Source organism: Paramagnetospirillum caucaseum, assembly GCF_000342045.1.
GTDB lineage: Bacteria > Pseudomonadota > Alphaproteobacteria > Rhodospirillales > Magnetospirillaceae > Phaeospirillum > Phaeospirillum caucaseum.
Map to the genome: position 1 here is coordinate 1 of NZ_AONQ01000091.1, position 15,030 is coordinate 15,030.

A 15,030-nucleotide genomic window follows, 5' to 3' on the forward strand; every position below is an offset into this window, starting at 1 on the left:
CCTCGATCTGTGTCGTGGAGAGTCCGGCGAAGGCTGTCGCGCTGACGCCCCTGACCTGTGTTGTGGAGAGGCTGGCGACCTGGGTTGAGGAGAGCCCCTCGATCTGGCTGGTGGCGAGGACGGCGATGGCGGAGGCGGTGAGCCCCCTGACCTGGGTGGTCGAGAGGGCGGCCAGGGAGAGGGAGGAGAGCCCGGCGGCGGCGGCGGTGGGCAGGGCGGCGATGGCGGTGGTGGTGAGGCTGGCGATCTGGGTGGTGGAGAGGGCGGCGAGGTCGGTGGAATCGAGGCCGCGGGCCTGGGCGGCGGAGAGGGTGGCGACCTGGGTGGTGGACAGCGCGCCGACCTGGGTGGTGGTGAGGCCGGAGAGGCTGGTGGCGGACAGCGCGGCGACCTGGGTGGTGGAGAGCGCCTCGATTTCGGTGGCGGTCAGTCCGCCGATCTGGGTGGTGGTCAGGCTGGCGACCTGGGTGGCGGAGAGGCCGGCGACCTGGGTGGTGGAAAGGCCGGCCAGGGTGGTGGTGGCCAGGGCGCGGATGGCGGTGGTGGTGATCCTGGCGATCTGGGTGGTGGAGAGCGCCGCCATCTGGGTGGTGGCCAGGGCGGTGACCGCCGTGCTGCCGAGCAGGGCGATGCCGGTGGTGGTGAAGGCGGCGATGGCGGTGGAGCTGAGATCGCCCAGTTGGGTGGTGGTGAGCGCGGTGACGGCGCCCATGGACAATCCGGCGACCTGGGTGGTGGAGAGGGCGTCGAGGGTGGTGGTGGCGAGGCCGCGCACCTGGGTGGAGGACAATCCGGCCAGCTGGGTGGTGGAGAGGGCGTCCAGCTGGGTGGTGGAGAGGGTATCCAGGGTGGTGGTGGTGAGGCCGCGCACCTGGGTGACGGTCAGGGCGGTGACGGCGGTGGAGGTCAGTCCGGCGACCAGGGTGGTGGAGAGCCCGGCCAGCTGGGCGGTGACCAGACCGCGGACCTGGGTGGTGGACAATCCGGCCACGGTGGTGGTGGCGAGGCCGTTGACCTGGGTGGCGGTGAGCGAGCCGATCTGGGTGGCGGTCAGCCCGCCGATCTGGGTGGTGGAGAGGGTTCCCAGGCCGGTTGTGGTGAGGCCGCGCACATTGGCGGCGCTGATGGCGGCCAGCTGGGTGGTGGCGAGCTGGCCGATCTGGGAGGTGGTCAGGGCGGCGATCCCCGAGGCGGCGAGGGCGCCGACGGCGGTGGAGGTGAGGCCGGCCACCTGGGTGGTGGTGAGCGCCGCCAGCTTGGTGGTGGCCAGGGCGGCGAGGGTGGTGGTCCGCAGCCCGGCGATCTGGGTGGTGGACAGCTCGACCAGGGAGGTGGTGGAGAGCGCCGCCACCTGGGTGGTGGAGAGCACGGCGGCCTGGGTGGAGGTCAGCGCCGTCAGGGCGGTGGTGTCGAGGGCGGCCATCTGGGTGGCGGTCAGCCGCGCCGCCTGGGAGGTGGTCAGGCTGGCGATCTGGGTGGTGTCGAGGCCGTTGAGCTGGGTGGAGGACAGGGCGGCCAGGCCGGTGAGCGACAATCCGGCGATCTGGGTGGTGGTGAAGGCGGCCAGGGCGGTGGTGTTGAGGCCGGGGGCCTGGGTGGCGGTCAGCGCCGCCAGCTGGAAGACGGCGATGCCGCCGATCTGGGTGGTGGACAGGGAATCCAGGTCGACGGTGGTCAGGGCGGCGAAGGACAGGGCGGCCATCCCGCCCAGCTGGGTCGAGGCGAGGCCGCCGAGCTGGGTGGTGCTGAGCGCCGCCGCCGCCGCCGCGGTCAGCCGGGACATCTGGGCGGTGGACAGCTGCCCGAGGTCGGTGGTCTCGAGCGCCGTCACCTGGGTGGCGGTCAGCGCCGCCACCTGGGTGATGGTCAGGCCGGCGACCTGGGTGGTGGAGAGGGCGTCGATGGTGGCGGTGGACAGCCCCCCGACCTGGGCGGCGGTGAGCGCCGCCAGCTGGGTGGTGGAGAAGGCGCCGATCTGGGTGGCGTCGAGGGCGGCGACGTCGGTGGTCTCCAGCCCGGTCATCTGGGTGGTGGTGAGCGCCGCCAGATCGGTGGTGGCGAGGCCGGCCAGCCCCGAGGACGACAGCGCGCCGACCTGCAGCACGCTCAGGGCGCGCAGCTGGGTGGTGGAGAGGGCGTCGAGGGTGGTGGTGTCGAGGCCGGACACCTGGGTGGTGGACAGTCCGGCGACCTGGGTGGTGGTCAGGGAATCCAGCTGGGTGGTGGTGAACAGCCCCAGCTGGGTGGCGGAGAAGCCGCGGACCTGGGTGGTGGACAGCCCGGCGGTCTGGGTGGTGGTCAGCGCGGCCAGCTGGGTGGAGCTCATGCCGACCAGCACGCCGGAGGCCAGGCCGCGCAGCTGGGTGGTGGCGAGCGAGGCCAGCCCGGTGGTGGACAGGGCGCCCAGCTGGGCCGAGGTCAGGCTGCTCATCTGGGTGGCGGTCAGTCCGCCCAGCTGGGTGGTGGACAGGGCATCCAGCTCGGTGGTGGTCAGGCCGCGCACCTGGGTGATGCTGAGCCGGGCGATCTGGGTGGTGGCGACCGCCGCCAGCTGGGTGGTGGTGAAGGCGCCCACCTGGGTCAGGGTCAGGCCGCCGACCTGGGTGACCGACAGGGCGGCGATGGCGGTGGTGGAGACCTCGCCCAGCTGGGTCAGGGTCAGGGCGGCGATGGCGGTGGCGGTCAGCCCGCCCAGCTGGGTGGTGGACAGCGCGGTCACCCCGGTGGTGGTGAGGCCGGCGACCTGGGTGGCGGTGAGCCGCGCCGTCTGGGTGGAGGACAGCCCCGACAGTTGGGTGGTGGACAGGCCGGCCAGCTGGGTGGCGGTGAGCTGCGGCACCTGGGTGAAGGTCAGGGCGGAAATCTGGGTGGTGGACAAGGCGTCCAGCTGGGTGGTGGACAGGGCCTGCACCCCGGTGGCCGACAGGCGGGTGAGCTGGGTGGTGGAGAAGGCGGCCAGCCCGGTGGTGGTCAGGCCCCCCAGCTGGGTGGTGGTCAGCCCGCCGATCTGGGTGCTGCCCAGCCCGGCCAGCTGGGTGGTGGACAGGGCGGCGACCTGGGTGGTGGTCAGCCCGGTGACGTTGCTGGCGCTCAGCGCCGCCAGCTGCGCGGCGCCCAACCCCGCCAGTTGCGTCGTCGACAGCACCGCAAGATCCGTCCGCTCCACAACCCCCATCTGCGTGGTGGTGAGCGCCGCCACGTCGGTGGTTTCCATGCCGGCCACCTGGGCGGTGGTCAGGGCGGCGATCTGGGCGGCGGACAACGCCGCCACCTGGGTGGTGGTCAGATCGGCCACCACCGTGGCGCTCAGGCCGGCCACCTGGGTGACGGTCAGGCCGCCGACCTGGGTGGCGGTCAGGGCGCCCAGCTGGGTGGTATCCAGCGCCGCCACCTGGGTGGCGGAGAGCCCCTTGACCTGGGTGACCGTCAGGCGGTCCAGCTGGGTGGAGGCCAGGGAGGTCAGCTGGGTGGTGGACAGTCCCGCCACGCCGGTGGAGGAAAAGCCGGTCACCTGGGTGGTGGTCAGGTCGGTCAGCTGCGTCGTGCTCAATCCGCCGATCTGGGAGGTGTTCAGCATTCCCAGATGGGTGACGGTCAGCCCGGCCAATTGCGTGGTGGTCAGGGTGTTCAGCTGGGTGGAGGTCAGGCCGCGCACCTGGCTGGCGGTCAGCGCCGCCAGTTGCGACGAGGCCAGGACCGCCACCTGGGTGGTGTTCAGCGCCCCCACCTCGGTGACGGTCAGTCCCCGAATCTGCTGGGTGGAGAGAACCGCGATCTCGGCGGCGTCGAAGGCGTCGATCTGGGCCACGCTCAGCACCGCCAGCTGGGTGGCGGAGAAGCCCATCTGGCTGGGCCCCAGCGCCTGAATCTGGGTGGTGGACAGCGCCGCCGCCTGGGTGGTGCCGAACTGGCCGATCTGGGTGGAGGACAGCGCCTGGATGCCGGTGACGCTGAAGGCCTGGACCTGGGCGGCACTCAGCGCGGACAGCGTCGTGGACGACAGCGCCTGCACCGCCGTGACCGTGAAGCCGGCGATCTGGGTTACCGTGAGATAGGAGACAGACGACACCACGGCGCAGTGCTTCCGGTTCTGGAGGCCGTAACCTCCACCGAATAGCAGGTGTGTTCATAACGCCGGGTTAACGCGGTGCGCGAATCAAAAGGACCCGGCCATATTTGCGGCCGGGTCCTTTGATTTTGGTGGAGCCGAGCGGGAGCGTTCCCTGATTCTGGCTTTTCATCCGTGTTATCAGTGAACTAGGTGATTTTTTGCTGGGCCGGTGATCGCTCGTGTGTCACACGGAGTGCTTCACATGGCGAAGATTGCGGTCGGGACGGTCCTGCGGGGTTCGGTCTGGAACTTCCGATGCCGGGTGCCGAAAGTTGTGGCGCTCCGGCTCGGGCGAACTCATCTTACCTCCTCGCTGAGAACCTCCTGCCCGAACCGAGCACGTCTGCGTGCCGCCAGGATTGCCTCGGCGCTAGCCAACCTTTGGGAATATCTGTCCGTGACCTCGCTATCTCCCGACCGCATGCGTGCGCTGATCGATGACCTGATCAAGAGCGAACTGGACGCTGATGCTCTCAATCGCATCGAGACTGGTTGGGCTGCTGATCGTGCGGTCAGGTGGAACGTTGGACAGGGCGAAGCAGCGGCGGCGATGCTGGCCGACGATGCCGAGGGGCAACTGGAGCGCTGGAAGGGCGCTCTTGAAGCCCATGATTGGTCGGCTGCGAAGCATGAAGCTGGCTCTCTTCTCGAACGGCATGACCTTGATGTCGATCGTGGCAGTTCCGAATTTGCTCTCCTTTGCATGCAAGTGACGGCGGCGCTGGCCCATGTCCATGGAGTGCGGCTTGACAGGTCGGCCGGACGGTTCACCCCGCTGCTCACCGAAAGAGTCTCGCCGGAAACTGCACCGGTCGGCACGGCGACAACTGCGGTTGGACCGCCGCTTGGCCCACTGGTTGATGCCTTTCTTGAGGAAGCGCAGCGTCTCGGTCGCTATAAGGAGAAGCGGCTGTATGATGTCCAGAACGCTCTGCGGCTATTCCGGACCTTCATCGGTGATGAAGTCCTGCTATCTGATCTCACGCGTCCACGCATCGGTGATTTTCGCGAACTGCTGACCAGAATTCCGACCAACCCTACCAAGCGTTGGCCGGGGAAGAGCATTGCCGAAGTGCTCGAAATCGCCGAGCGCGAGGGGCTGAGGCCGATCACACCCACTACAGCGAATCAGAAGTATCTTGCTCATGTACGGACGTTCTTCGACTGGTGCATCGCGGCAGGCAAATGCACGACCAATCCCGCGACAGACATCTCGGTTTCTGCGCTGGCCAAGAAGGGTAGGCTCCGCAACCCCTTCACGATGGATGAACTCGGCACCGTCCTCAAATCGCCAATCTGGTACGGCTGCAAATCACCGGACCGCGTTTTCGATCCTGGCACCACGAAGGTCAGAGATTGGAGGTGGTGGCTATTCCCTCTTGGTTTGCTCACCGGCTGCCGTCTCGGCGAACTTTGCTCGCTTACCGTCGATCAAGTGCTCCAGAATGATGGCGTCTGGTACATCGACATTGTGAAGGCGAAGTCCGAGGCTGGAGTTCGTCGGGTGCCGCTGCATCCGACCATCATGCAGATGGGATTCCTCGCCCACGTCGAGAATATGCGCCAGAAAGGCTACGAGACCATATGGCCGGGTCTCAATCCGAAAGGCGGTTATCTCAGCAATCGTGCGTCTCACTGGCATGCCGATCTGCTGAACCTCGCGTTAGGAAAGGAACAGCGCACCGCCCGGAAGGTCGTCTACCATTCAACCCGCCACAATTTCATTGACCGCCTGCGCGCGGCGCGAGTGCCAAAGGACATTCGTCACGCGATCGTGGGGCATGAACCGGAGGATCGGAATTCCGCCAAGCATGTAGAGGACGACTACGGGCTGGGATATGAGGTGTCTGTCCTGGCCGAATGGGTTTCGCGAGTTGAGTATCCAGGGCTGATCCTGCCGACGCCCTGAGCGCGCCATTCCAGCAGATCCCATGCCGCTCTCTAACTCGGTGATACCGCACGGTTCGCCCCACCATGCGCCGATATGATCTTTTTCACGCCCTCGTGGGACAGCTTGAACCCCCGAGCGGTCATCCTCTCGGCGATGGTTCGTAGTGCCAACCCGTTATTCTTCATGGCGACCATGGTCTGGATGGCCGCCTGCTGCTCGGCGATCTCGACCAGCCCACCATCGCCATCGACCCGCCAGCCGAAGGGGACGCGACCACCGAGGTAGCGCCCTCGTTCCCGCTGGTCGGCCTTTACCGTGACGATGCGTTCACGGATACGGTCTCGCTCGGCTTCGGCCACCGCTGAGAGGATCGTGAAGACCAGCTTCGAGATGCCGTTACCGGTCACGTCGCCGCCCAGGTCGAGCATGTGCAGCGAGACGCCCATGCCCTTCAGCAGGTTGAGATTGTCCAGCGCGTCGAGGCTGGAGCGGAACATGCGGTCCAGCTTCGGGGTCAGTACCACATCCCCCTTCTTCAGGTCGGCCAGCAGCCGCCCACCTTCTGGACGATCTGCCAGCGGCTTTGACCCACTGACACCGCGCTCGACGAAGACCGCCTCCAGCTTCATGCCATGCATGAGGGCGTAGCCCTCGAGCTGACGACGCTGCACGTCGAGGCTTTCACCATCGTCTGCCTGTCTGTCGGTCGAGACCCTCGTATACCCATAGACCGCCACGGCGCCCTCCTGTCAACGAGTCAACTTGCATGATCACGTTAGGAGGTTGGCACTACGGCGTCAACGTGCTTTAGGACGTTGACGGTGGGGTGAGGGAACTGTCGGTGGAAGACTGGATTGTCGGCTCGGCGGCGCGTCAGGCCGACAGGTGGGAGGGCACCCACCCCTTCGCAGCCATGACCTGCACAGCAAGGGCGATCTGCCGTTGGTTGAACTGCCGCTTACGCTCATTCCAAGCGTATGTCGCGGTGACGATATCGTCCAACGACTTGGCATTCCCCCTGGTCGCCACCCAATGGGCGGTCGCCAGCAGCTCCAGGCCGAAGGGGGTTTCGAACCCTTCGACAAGGTCCGCCACGCGATCAAAGCGTTCCTTGGTTGCGGCATCATCATGCAGAAGTGTCTCGGCGTCATTCACCGCGCCGGGGACCAACTCAAGCTGCTTGTCTGGAGCGTCTCCACCATCGGCGTAACCGGAGATCAGGTGACCTTCGATCTCACGCAGCACATGGCGAAGGTTCTCTGCATAAGGGCCGTAGGGAGCCTTGACGTATCTCAGCCGAAGCTGCTGTCCCGCCTCCTGCATGAAGTACATGAGCTTATGCACCTCAAGGAGGGTTACGAACGGGTCCAGCAGACCGCGCAGGTAGCGGTCCATCAGGACGACCAGGGCGGCCCGGCCAGCGGTCATCTTGGGAACATCGCGCGACTTGACGATGGTGTCGGCTGAGGGTGCTCCGCCGGGCTCGTAGATAACCAGCGTCACATCGGGAATGTCGCTCAGGGCACGTTCGATCCGAGGCCGCACATCCGACCAGTTGAGGCCACCAAGACCACTGCCGAGAGGAGGGATCGCAATGGACCGGAGACGACGGGCTATGATCTCCTGGCGCAACGCCTCCAGACCCGAATCGATATCCTCCATGCGGCTCTTGCCTCGCCAGTGCCGCTTGGTCGGGAAATTGATGATGAACTTCGGATTGGTCAGGCCGTGCGTGTCGAAGACGAACATCCGGCCCGGCTGCACCTCACCTTTCTGGCAGGCAAGCTCATAGGCGTGGAAGTTCTCAGGGAAAGCGTTCTTGAACTGGAGGGCAATGCCTCGGCCCATGATCCCGACGCAATTGACCGTATTGATCAACGCCTCGGCATCTGCCGCGAGAATATCCCCCTTGCGATATTCGATCATCGAGGACATCCTTCAGTAATACCAGTCAGGCTTGATCTCGACGCCGGGGCGATGAGCAGCCTCTCTTAGAACTTCTGATGCCTGCATTGCAACCTGTCTTGAGCATACTCCGATCCGGCGAACTAAGTTCCACGGGAATGCATCGTATACCAGGAACTCAGCTTGCTTGCTCGATCTGATTTCTGGGGCAACGTTGGGGCCGCCCCAGCGACGCGTATCCACAGCAAGCCAATTCACCTCATTCAACTGGACGAGATCGTGGCGAAATTCGGCGTATACCTCGGCTGCATTTGAAAGTGAAAAAGCCCACGGAACATTCGCGCCATCAGCCCAGGCCACCACCTCATGCAGATCGGCTTCAAGGTGGATAATCGGCTCCTGGCCGCCCTGGTAAGCCAACCCCTCATTGTTCCCACAGTGTATAACATAGAGCATGACTGATCGAGGGCAAAAGTAGAACGGAACATAGTCGCCGACATGGGTGCCTGGGCGACAATGCACGGGTAGATGCAAGCGCCTATTCTTAATCTTCTGCATGCCTATGACCGTCCCGACCGGCGCATGAACGGCCATCTTAGCGTCTGACCATAGCGCCCCATCGCCAATGATGGAGGGCAGTTTGTCCACGTTTACAATGTGATAGATCTTCGGGCTGGCGGGAACGGGCATGCTCACCCCTCCGCCGTGAACGGCATGCGGGGCGGCGCCGTCTTCCACATCAACTCGACCTCATCGGCGGTCAGGCCATAGGCTTGGTTGACCAGATCGGACACTTCGCGCTCCAGGGAGTTAGTTTCGCCGACCAGGGTGCGGACTGGCCCGATGGTGTCCTCATAGCCCTGCTTCAGTTCGGCCAGCTTGGCCGGCATCAACCGACCCTTGCGCCCCTTCTTGACCTCGGTCAGGAAATCGTCGAGCCCCAGCGTGGCCGGGGCGGCAAGACGCTGGCTGATCTTGCTCACCTCGAACTCCAGCCGGAGCCAGTCAAGGATCGCGGTGGTGGCCTTGATTGTCTCGGCCTTGATGGTTATCAGGCGTGTGACCTTGGCCTCTACCTTGTGGAACGCACAATTCATCGGCTTAGGAATTGGGAAGCTCTCAATAAATGTGTTGAAATAACGGAGCGCATCGTCTTTGCCGTGCTGTGCTGCTCGCCAGGAAAACCACCAACCAATGGGGGAGTTTAGAACTGCGGCAACCCAGGGGTCTGATGTGGGTAAGACATATGCGGTGTTGCTTGGATACAATCCCGATAGGTCTAGGCAGAATGATGGCGTCCAAGCAATATCAGGGTAAATAATTTTCGGCGCCGCAAAAATATTGTAATAGTCAACGGCATCTTGGAGCTCATACCATTTGTATGCCCCCGTCTTCCTGCCGGGCCACTTTTCACCTCGACTCTGAGGCTCCCAGTTACTTGGCTTTGGCTCCAATTGAATGCGATATTTCTCCAAGTGCCTCTTAATCGCAGGGTATCGATCCAAGTCGATGCCGCGTCGAGTGAAAATCATCCATGTCCCATCCCACGGCGCATGCCAGCGGTCGATATCCTGGCCGCGCATATAAGGAAAGATAATATCCCCTGACTTGTTGTCGCTCTCGATCAATGCGTTGCGGGTTGCCGTATCGATTAAGAACGCTTCATTGAGGCCGGTCTTGATGCCGTAATACGGTTTTACTCCGGTAAATTCAGTCAGCGGCACCCCTTTGGCCTTGATCTTGTCCATCAACGCCAGGACGCCGGGCGGCTCCAGGTTCCAGCCGCTGATCGCCAGCGCCTCGCGCGGCATGTCGAAGCTGTGCTCGTCCACCTGGGCGACCAGACGGTCGAGATCGAGGCGATCGCGGTCAATGACGCAAACACGAGCCGTTGCCGGGGCGGGATCGAGCGTAGGACGGCGAGCGACGATGACGCAGGGGAATACGTCGGCATCGGGGAATATCTGCTTGGCGTGGCCGAAATCGACCACCGTTTCCACCCAGGATTTCTCGGCGAACAGGCGGCGGAGTGCCTCGGCATAACCCGCCTTCATCCACTTGTTGGTGACGATCAGCGACAGACGCCCCCCTGGCTTGAGCAGGCGCAACCCCTGTTCGTAGAAGTAGACGTACAGATCGGCCATGCCGTCGAAGCTGATGAAGGTATCCTTGAGATAGGGCTTAGCCGCGCCCAACAACTCCTGGCGGACATAGGGCGGGTTGCCGATCACCGCATCGAAACCGCCGCTGCTGTCTGCGCTCTCCCAGTCCTGCCAGACACCGGGGAATGCCACCTGCCAGTGGAGGAACCGCTCGCGCCGGGCCAGTGCCCGCACCTCGGTCAACAGTTTGACAAAGGTGGAGCGAATGCCCCGCTCGGGGGCATTGACGGCACCCGGCTTACCTTGCCGGGGTTTCTCATCGGGGATCAGGGGCGGTTGCTCGCGGGGCGCAGCCGCTGTCGGTTTCACCAAGCAGGCTGCGACCTGAACGGGATCTCCGAACTGCTTGTCGAGGAAGGCCTGGATTGCAGCCGTAGAGGCCTTGTCCTTGGTGGGCAGCCACTTGAGCGCCAGCATGAAGTCGAGGAAGCGTGCCAGCGGCTCGGTTGCCTCGGTGACGGTGGCAAAAGTCTGCTTAGACAGCTTCACCTCCGACACATCGGCATCGGCCAGCCGCTCGATTCGCGCCATACCTTGAGCGGTTTGCTTGGCCTGGATCACCGAGTTCTTGATGAACAGCGCCCCACGGTGATCGAGATCATCCCAGACAGGCCGCACCCATTCTCCGCAGATGCTGTCACCGCAACGTAGATGGTGCTCCAGGAAGGACAGGGGTGCCCCGACCGTGAAGGTGTGCAGCCACAGGGCCAGCTTCGCCAGTTCCACCGCCATGGGGTTTTTGTCTACGCCATAGATGACACGCTTCAGGATCATGCGGCGCACGATCAGGCGGTCTTCCAATTGCTCGGGAAGGATCGGCCACTTGCCTTCCTCCGCATGGGTCAGGATTCCGGTGCGGATGGTCTCGATGATCTTGGACAGCGGGCACTCGTAACCCTTGACCAAGGCTTCCGCTTCGGCGATGGCCGCCAGGACGCGGTCACCGAGGTAGTCCACCAGCGACACCAGGAAATGACCGCTCCCCATGGCCGGGTCGCAGACCTTGATATCGAGCATGGCGGTAGCCGGGTCAGCGGCCAGCAACGCTTCGAGGCTGGCGTCTTCCTCGACCTTGCGATGGAACGTGGCGAGCCTCTCCTCCAGCAAAGGGCCGACAGCCTTGGCGATAATCAGTTGGACGGGAGCCTCGGGGGTGTAGAAGCTACCCGACGAGTGCCGCGCCTCGCCATCGCCGCCGACGCGAACTTCTCCGTCCAAGACGGTGACTTCGTTTTCGAGCAGGCGCTCGTAGATCGACCCCAACTGCTGGACCGACAGGTCACGGTAGTTGATGCGTCGCTTGACCTTGCCGTCATCGTGGCGCGACAGGGCGTCAATCACCGGGGCGAACAGGGCGTCGGGTAGTTCGATCCGCTCAAGGATACGGGCGCCGCTCCGGTCGGGGGCGAATAGCCCGCCGTTATAAGGCGGCAAGCCGATGGATGGAGCGCCCTTGTCGATGCGCTGGAACAGGCGGCGCATGTGGGCGTAGTACTCGCCCATCTCTGCGGCCAGGACATCATCCTCGTCAATACGCTTGGCGACATCATCCCGGACGCGCTTACTCATGCCGTAATCGTCGTAGGCTCGGTGGCGCGCGGGCAGCAGATTGCGATCCTCGGCGTAGAGGACGAAGAGCAGCCGATACAAGAGGATCAGTGCGGCCTCGCGGACCTCTTCCAGGTACTCGGGCGCTAGGGATGGAAGGCGTTGCGGATCGCTGTCGATAATACCCCGGACCAGGGCGGGAAAGACCTTGCCGAAGACCAGTTCCGACAGGCTCCCGGCGACCCGCTGCTCCCACATCCGCCCTTCGTCGCGGGAGAGTTGGTGGAACGTGCGGCCATCTTCGCCGGGCAGGAAAGCCGCCCGCCCGAACATCAAGATGAAGACTTTGAGGTAATGAGCCGGTGGGCCGTCGAATAGCCCCGGTGAGAAGCCGGGCAGACCGACGAGCGTCGGCAGGTCGAGTTCGAGGAACTCTTCCGAGACAGAGGTGGCGCCATGGTAGTACAGGCGCCAGTGCCGACCGTTGGTCAGGATGCCCCATCGGACCTTGCCATCGGTAACGATATTGAGCCGGTCCAGATATCGGATCATCTGGGTCGAAGGGACACCGAAATCGTCCTTGGTCGAACCCTTGCGGTCCAACTCTCGCAGCCACCGCTTGCTCTCAACGATAGCGGCGCCTTCACGGTACTGCTTGTACTCATGGGCCTGCCTGTCGGCGCGGCTCTTCGCCTCTGCGTCGCCGAACAACAGGCCGTCTGGCTTGTGCTCCATCCCTTTGGGCGACAGGTTCACTTGACGGGAATAGTTCTCCCATCCCAGCAGCCCCAGCACCTTCCAGATCAGGTCATCCTCGGTTCGGCTTTCGCTTGGGGTCTTCGCCGTCGGGAATTTTTCGTAGATGCCGAGGACAGCCAGCCGAAACCGTTCGACAACTGCGTCATCCAGCGCCGTCCAGGCAGCGGTCTCGGTTATGCCTTCGCCGAGAAAGTCGCGGGTGAACAACGCCCCCTGGATCACGATCCCCCCGTTCGCGTGATGATGGAATGCTTTTCTTCGACTGGCACTCTGGCATGTGCCTTCAGCTCTGGCAAGGTGCCGCCCCTCCGGCCGGAGCAAGGCAGCCTGCAATGTCACCGCTTATTCGCCGCAAGTGGTGACGCGGCGGTGACATTAGAGTGACATTGGGAGTAGATTGCGTAGTGCCAACCGTGATATTGACGCCCCCTGCATTTGTTTTTCCCCCAAAGGATTTGTTGTCATGTTCATTCGCTCCAGCACATCCAAGGGACACACCTACTGGAGAGTGGTTGAAAGCCACCGAGTGAATGGCCGAGTCGTTCAACGGGAGATCGTCGGCCTGGGCTCTTGCGAAACCGTGGCAGAGGCCATTGTTTCTACGCGGTTGGCACTACGGGATGCTGAGAAGAAGTTGAGTCAAAGTTTCGGCGACCTCGTGCCAGCGGACCTCACCGATGAGGTTGCGGTTGGCGCCACGCGGGACAGCTTGAAGAAGACCAAAGCCGCCGCCTTCATCCGTTCGGTCAACGCGATCCTGAAGCTCCGAAAGGACCTGGGGCTAATGGAGATGGTCGCGCCAATTCTGGGCGAAATCATCCCGCCCGATGATGCCGCCAGCGAATTTCAGGCTATGAAGAAGAAGTGCCCGGAGTGGGGCACTTGGTAGCGCTGCGGGCAAGCTCTTGTGCAAGGGAAAATCCGGCAATCCTGGCTGCTGGGAGTCAGGTCGGCTTTTGACTGACCGTTAGTCGTCGCCAGGAAACTGGCTGGGAAGCCCATAGGAGTCGATCGGCGCTCCCGCTGGTACCGATCCACCAGATTGACCGCCGACACCGCCCCGCGCTCGTCTGGCTGGCTCCGGCGATGCTCCGCGAAGTCAAGCGCGGCGCCCTACCACGTCCCCCATGACGGACAGGGCTTCCCTGTGGTGGGGCTGACCTTCTGATCCTGTAGCTCCGGCGCCCGCAGCTGATCCCAAGCCTTTCGTCCCTGCCGGGTAAGCCGCCGACCGCTGACATAGACCCGGCCAGGCTGATGTCCCATCTTCTTCAGCCGCCGAGGTGTCCGGTGGACCTCCTTGAAGCAGTACCGCACCCAGCCATCGGCGCCATAAGAACCCTCCCACTGCTTGTCGGCGTCGAACGGCTGGATATTCACGGCACGACCTTTGAAGGACTTAGGGTCGGTGCCGCTGGCTTTTTCCATGGCTCGCTTCACGTCAGGGAGAGCGTTATCGTTCGCAACGCTGATGACACCATGGGCATGGACGTAACCGCCAGGGGCGATCTCCAGAACAAACCAGCGGTCGAAGTCTTCGCCCCAGTGTAGCTCCACTCCTCGGAGAGCGTCAGCAAGGCGATTGCCGAGATAAGAACCCAGCGTCTTCCTGCGTCGCTTCGCGTCCTTAATCACCAGACTGTCGAAGTTCAGCGTAAAGGCCAGCCCATTGGCCGTCGTTGCGGTTATAACCAGCGCCTTCTCCAGCTCGTTCAACAGGTCCCATCTCGCCTTCGGCTCGTTGGAGGAAGCATCGATCGAGGGCGTGTTGGAATTGGACACTATAGTGGGCAGGTAGGCGACGACCTCTTCACCCCGCAGAATCCGCACGGCGCCAAGCGTTGCCGACGACACGCCGAGCTTCCTCGATCGCTTCTTCTCGGACTTTTTCGACGCCGGTGCATGGGGTGAGCTGCGAGGCATTGTCAGTCCGAGCCACTCTGTGCAACCAGCCGGTCATCCAGCTCAGCGATGAGGTCGCGGGCGATAGCCTTCATGATGGCAATTTCTTCGGCATCGATGGATACGACCACGCCCCGCCCACGGGGAAAGACCTGGATAAGCTGCGACCCGACCCTGAAGGTCGTCCGACGTTGGCCGAGATTTTTAGTGGTGGCCTTTACCAAAGCGTCATGCAGTTTCCCAGCATCGTAACGTTCCAGGCGCACGGTCTCATTTCGAATGACCAGAAGAACCGCTTGGCCGGCTTCATCGCGGCAAAGACGCACATCCAGGGCCTTGGGCGCCTTTCCTCTATCCGGTGCGCAATGGGTCGAGACAAGCTCGGTCAGCAGTTCCGACATGGACATGCCCTTGGCTTCCGCTGAAGCCTTTAGGGTTCGGTGGGCATATTCGGGAATGGCGATGGTGCGGAAGGCGGTCATAGAGACTCCAGATAACAACACGATGTATATTCTACATGATGTTGTATCGCGACGCCAGCGCATTCCTTTGCCGGTGCAAGGAGGGCATGCCAGATCGAGCGGACCAGCCGCGATCCGGGCCGGGACTTGGTAGGTTTTCTAGGACTTCGCTTTCCGCTGCTCGAGAGGCTGGAGGAGGTCTTGCGCCCGCTTCACAGATTGCGACACAATTAGGGCCGGTGGAGTGACCACCGGCCCTGCATGTACCTGATTTCCTTGGCTCGGAAACTT

Annotated in this window: 9 protein-coding genes; 2 read left to right on the plus strand and 7 right to left on the minus strand. The window is 63.2% G+C overall.

Annotated features, from left to right (window positions below; genetic code table 11):
• The coding region (locus H261_RS26570; RefSeq protein ID WP_008621499.1) for a beta strand repeat-containing protein at positions 1 to 4,072 on the minus strand (4,072 nt) is incomplete at its 3' end.
• A 241-nt stretch (positions 4,073 to 4,313) separates the two neighbouring features.
• Here H261_RS26570 and H261_RS20595 point away from each other — a divergent pair.
• The gene (locus H261_RS20595; RefSeq protein ID WP_152427016.1) at positions 4,314 to 6,020 is read left to right on the plus strand and encodes a site-specific integrase; all 1,707 of its coding nucleotides are present in this window, start codon (positions 4,314 to 4,316) and stop codon (positions 6,018 to 6,020) included.
• A gap of 32 nt (positions 6,021 to 6,052) precedes the next feature.
• Here H261_RS20595 and H261_RS20600 read toward each other — a convergent pair whose 3' ends face one another.
• From H261_RS20600 to H261_RS23585, 4 genes are all read right to left on the minus strand, one after another.
• Positions 6,053 to 6,739 carry a recombinase family protein gene (locus tag H261_RS20600; RefSeq protein WP_008621505.1) on the minus strand — a complete coding sequence of 229 codons (687 nt, stop codon included), beginning with the start codon at positions 6,737 to 6,739 and terminating at the stop codon, positions 6,053 to 6,055.
• Positions 6,740 to 6,875: 136 nt separating this feature from the next.
• Positions 6,876 to 7,928 carry a type II toxin-antitoxin system antitoxin DNA ADP-ribosyl glycohydrolase DarG gene (gene darG, locus H261_RS20605; RefSeq protein WP_008621508.1) on the minus strand — a complete coding sequence of 351 codons (1,053 nt, stop codon included), beginning with the start codon at positions 7,926 to 7,928 and terminating at the stop codon, positions 6,876 to 6,878.
• Positions 7,929 to 7,940: 12 nt separating this feature from the next.
• Positions 7,941 to 8,597: a type II toxin-antitoxin system toxin DNA ADP-ribosyl transferase DarT gene (gene darT, locus H261_RS20610; RefSeq protein ID WP_040477058.1), complete on the minus strand. Its 657-nt coding sequence runs from the start codon at positions 8,595 to 8,597 to the stop codon at positions 7,941 to 7,943.
• 2 nt (positions 8,598 to 8,599) lie between these two features.
• Positions 8,600 to 12,598: an Eco57I restriction-modification methylase domain-containing protein gene (locus H261_RS23585; protein WP_008621512.1), complete on the minus strand. Its 3,999-nt coding sequence runs from the start codon at positions 12,596 to 12,598 to the stop codon at positions 8,600 to 8,602.
• A gap of 241 nt (positions 12,599 to 12,839) precedes the next feature.
• Between H261_RS23585 and H261_RS20625 the strand changes: the two genes are divergently transcribed.
• Positions 12,840 to 13,265: a hypothetical protein gene (locus H261_RS20625; protein WP_008621514.1), complete on the plus strand. Its 426-nt coding sequence runs from the start codon at positions 12,840 to 12,842 to the stop codon at positions 13,263 to 13,265.
• Between the two features lie 224 nt (positions 13,266 to 13,489).
• On the opposite strand, the gene H261_RS20630 is transcribed toward H261_RS20625, so the two are convergent.
• Complete coding sequence (locus H261_RS20630; RefSeq protein ID WP_008621520.1) at positions 13,490 to 14,230, minus strand: hypothetical protein; 741 nt, start codon at positions 14,228 to 14,230, stop codon at positions 13,490 to 13,492.
• Between the two features lie 71 nt (positions 14,231 to 14,301).
• The gene (locus H261_RS20635) at positions 14,302 to 14,760 is read right to left on the minus strand and encodes a hypothetical protein (RefSeq protein WP_008621522.1); all 459 of its coding nucleotides are present in this window, start codon (positions 14,758 to 14,760) and stop codon (positions 14,302 to 14,304) included.
• Positions 14,761 to 15,030: the final 270 nt, after the last annotated feature.